The sequence below is a fragment of the Actinosynnema sp. NPDC059797 genome, from assembly GCF_042732085.1.
Lineage (GTDB): Bacteria > Actinomycetota > Actinomycetes > Mycobacteriales > Pseudonocardiaceae > Actinosynnema.
Window position 1 is genome coordinate 1 of the sequence record NZ_JBHWIE010000599.1, and the last position, 2,895, is coordinate 2,895.

Genomic DNA, 2,895 nt, shown 5'->3' on the forward strand with positions numbered 1-2,895 from the left:
GGGGGGGGCCCCCCCCCCCCCCCCCCACCGCCGCGTCGGGACCGGCCCGCCGTCAGCGCTTGGGCACGAACGCGTACACGCTCGCCGGCGACCCGGACCCGCGCCGGTTGATCACGCCGCCGACCAGGACGTGCGCGCCCTGCTCGGGCAGCCGGTCGAGGTTGGCCAGGACCTCCAGGCTGATCCGGCGCTCCCGGTAGAGCAGCTTGGACACCCGGTACTCCACGTCCAGCGCCCGCTCGGGGCTGAACGTGTCCGTGCCGAGCGCGCCGCGCCTGCCCAGCCGGCCGGTCGCGACCAGCCACTCCACCGCCGCGAGCGAGAACCCGGGCTGGTGCATCTGCCCGTCCTCGTCGAAGTTGTAGAACGCCGGCGTGCCCCAGCGGTCCTGCCAGCCGGTCCACAGCACCACCGCCGCCTCGCGCGGGATGCGGCCGTGCCGCTTCTCCCAGAGCTGGAGGTCCTCGACGGTCACCTCGTAGTCGGCGTCGCTCGCCGCCCGCTCGCGCACGTCGACCTTGACCGCGGGCAGGAACAGGTCCTCCGCGTCCAGCTCGTCGGCGTGGGGCTGGTCGTCGTTGAAGTGCGCGGGCGCGCCCCAGTGCGTGCCGGTGTGCTCGCCCTGCTCGACGTACTGGAGGTAGAAGCCGTGCTCGGGCACGGTGGTGACCGTGGTCAGCTTGAACGCCGGGTCGCCCGGGTAGACGTTGGTCCGGTCCGGGTCGTTGACGTGCGCCAGGTTGACCAGCCGGTAGTCGCTCAGGCCGAGCCTGCCCGACGCCTGCGCCGACCCGCTGCCCGCGGCCATCGTGCCGCCCACTGCTGAAACCACACCCGCGAGCATCGACCGCCTGCGCACCGACGACCACTCCTCTGCTCAGCTGTCACTCGATCCGGGCAACCGTACCTGCTAGGTGATCACGGCACGATGACCTGCCGGACGGCTTCTCCGGACGCCAAACGGGTGAACCCGAGGTTCACCTCCTCCAGTGACAGCCGGCCCGACAACAGCTCGTGCACGGGCAGCAGCCCCGCCCGGTGCAGCGCCACGAACCGCGGCACGTCCCGCCGGGGCACGCACGACCCGAGGTAGCTGCCCTTGAGCGTGCGCTCCTCGGCGACGAGGCTCAGCGCGGGCAGCGCCACCGTGCGGTCGGGGTGCGGCAGGCCGACGGTGACCGTGGTGCCGCCCGCGCCGGTGGCCAGGTACGCCTGCTCCAGCACGGCGGCCACGCCGGTCGTGTCGATGACCTTGTCCGCGCCGCCGCCGGTGAGCGACCGCACCGCCTCGACCGCGTCCGGGCCGCCCTCCACCTCGTCCGTCGCGCCGAGCGCGAGGGCGAGCTCCCGCTTGCGCGCCACCACGTCCACGGCGACGACCTGCGTCGCGCCCGCCGCCCGCGCGGCCAGCAGGGCGGCCAGGCCGACGCCGCCGAGCCCGAATACCGCGACCCGGTCCCCCGGCGCGACGGCCGCGCTGTAGAACGCCGCGCCCGCGCCGGTGAGCACCGCGCAGCCGAACAGGGCGGCCACGTCGAAGGGCAGGTCGTCGGGCACGCGCGTGGCGGACTTCTCCGACACCACGGCGTGCTCGGCGAACCCGGACACGCCCAGGTGGTGGTGCGGCCGGGTGCCGTCGGGCAGCCGCAGCCGCCGTTCGCCGCCGAGCAGCGTGCCCGCCCGGTTGGCCGCCGCGCCCGGCTCGCACAGCGCCTGCCTGCCCGCCACGCACCACCGGCACGCGCCGCACGCGGGCACGAACGACAGCACGACCCGGTCGCCCACCGCGAACTCCGACGCGCCGGGACCGGTGGCCACGACCTCGCCGGCGGCCTCGTGGCCGAGCACCATGGGCAGCGGCCGGACGCGGGAGCCGTCGATGACGGACAGGTCCGAGTGGCACAGCCCGGTGGCGCGCACCCGCACCAGCAGCTCGCCGGGGCCGGGCGGGTCGAGTTCGAGGTCGACGACCTCCAGCGGTCCGCCGACCTCGGTCAGCACCGCGCCTCGCGTCCTCATGCGACCACCAGCCCCGCCATCGCGCCGCGCAGGTCCACCGGGATCTCCACCGGCTTGCGCGTCCCCCGGTCGACGAACACGTGCACGAAGTGGCCCTCGGCCACCACGTCGTCCCGGCCCTCGGGGTAGAAGCCGACCTCGTAGCGGACGCTGGAGCGGCCCAGGTGCCCGATGCGCAGGCCCGCGTCGACGGCCTCGGGGAACGCGATGGACGCGCGGTAGTTGCAGTGGGACTCCACGCACAGCCCGATCGCCTGCCCGCGGTGGATGTCCAACCCGGCCTCGCCGATGAGCCACGTGTTGATCACCGTGTCCATGAACGCGTAGTGCACGACGTTGTTGACGTGCCCGTACACGTCGTTGTCGTGCCAGCGGGTCGGGATCCGCTGCCAGTGGCGGTAGTCCTCGCGCACGCGACCTCCTGTTCCTGTTGGGCCGTGCCGTCGGGTCTGGTCGGTCCTCAGTCGAGCACCCTGGTCAGCTCGACGCGGGACCGCACGCCGAGCTTGGCGAAGATGTTGCGCAGGTGGTGCTCGACGGTGCGGTGGCTCAGGAACAGGCGGGCCGCGACCTCGCGGTTGGTCGCGCCCTCGGCGACCAGGCGGGCGATCCGCACCTGCTGCGCGGTCAGCTCGGCGGCGGGGTCCGCGCCGGGCGGGCCGCCGGCCGGACCTCCCGGCGGGCCGGCGACGGTGTCGCCCGCCGCGCGCAGCTCGGCGCGGGCCCGCGCGGTCCAGCGGTCGGCCTCGTAGCTCTCGAAGATCTTCACCGCGTCGCGCAGCAGCTCCCGGGCGGCCCGGGGGCGGCGCCCGCGCCGCAGCCGGTGGCCGTAGAACAGCTCGGTCTTGGCCAGCTCCATGGCGGTGCCGCTGACAC

At 74.7% G+C, this 2,895-nt stretch carries 4 protein-coding genes; all 4 read right to left on the reverse strand.

Features of this window, described 5'->3' with window-relative positions; all coding sequences use genetic code 11:
• Positions 1 to 52 precede the first annotated feature (52 nt).
• Positions 53 to 832, reverse strand: a complete 780-nt coding sequence (locus ACFV4N_RS42230; protein ID WP_499678316.1) for a cyclase family protein — start codon at positions 830 to 832, stop codon at positions 53 to 55.
• 86 nt (positions 833 to 918) lie between these two features.
• Positions 919 to 2,019 carry an alcohol dehydrogenase catalytic domain-containing protein gene (locus ACFV4N_RS42235; RefSeq protein WP_499678317.1) on the reverse strand — a complete coding sequence of 367 codons (1,101 nt, stop codon included), beginning with the start codon at positions 2,017 to 2,019 and terminating at the stop codon, positions 919 to 921.
• Complete coding sequence (locus ACFV4N_RS42240; protein WP_499678318.1) at positions 2,016 to 2,432, reverse strand: acyl-CoA thioesterase; 417 nt, start codon at positions 2,430 to 2,432, stop codon at positions 2,016 to 2,018. Before ACFV4N_RS42240 ends, ACFV4N_RS42235 begins: the two co-directional genes overlap by 4 nt.
• Before the next feature lie 47 nt (positions 2,433 to 2,479).
• A partial coding sequence (locus tag ACFV4N_RS42245; protein WP_499678319.1) for a helix-turn-helix domain-containing protein occupies positions 2,480 to 2,895 on the reverse strand: 416 nt, incomplete at its 5' end.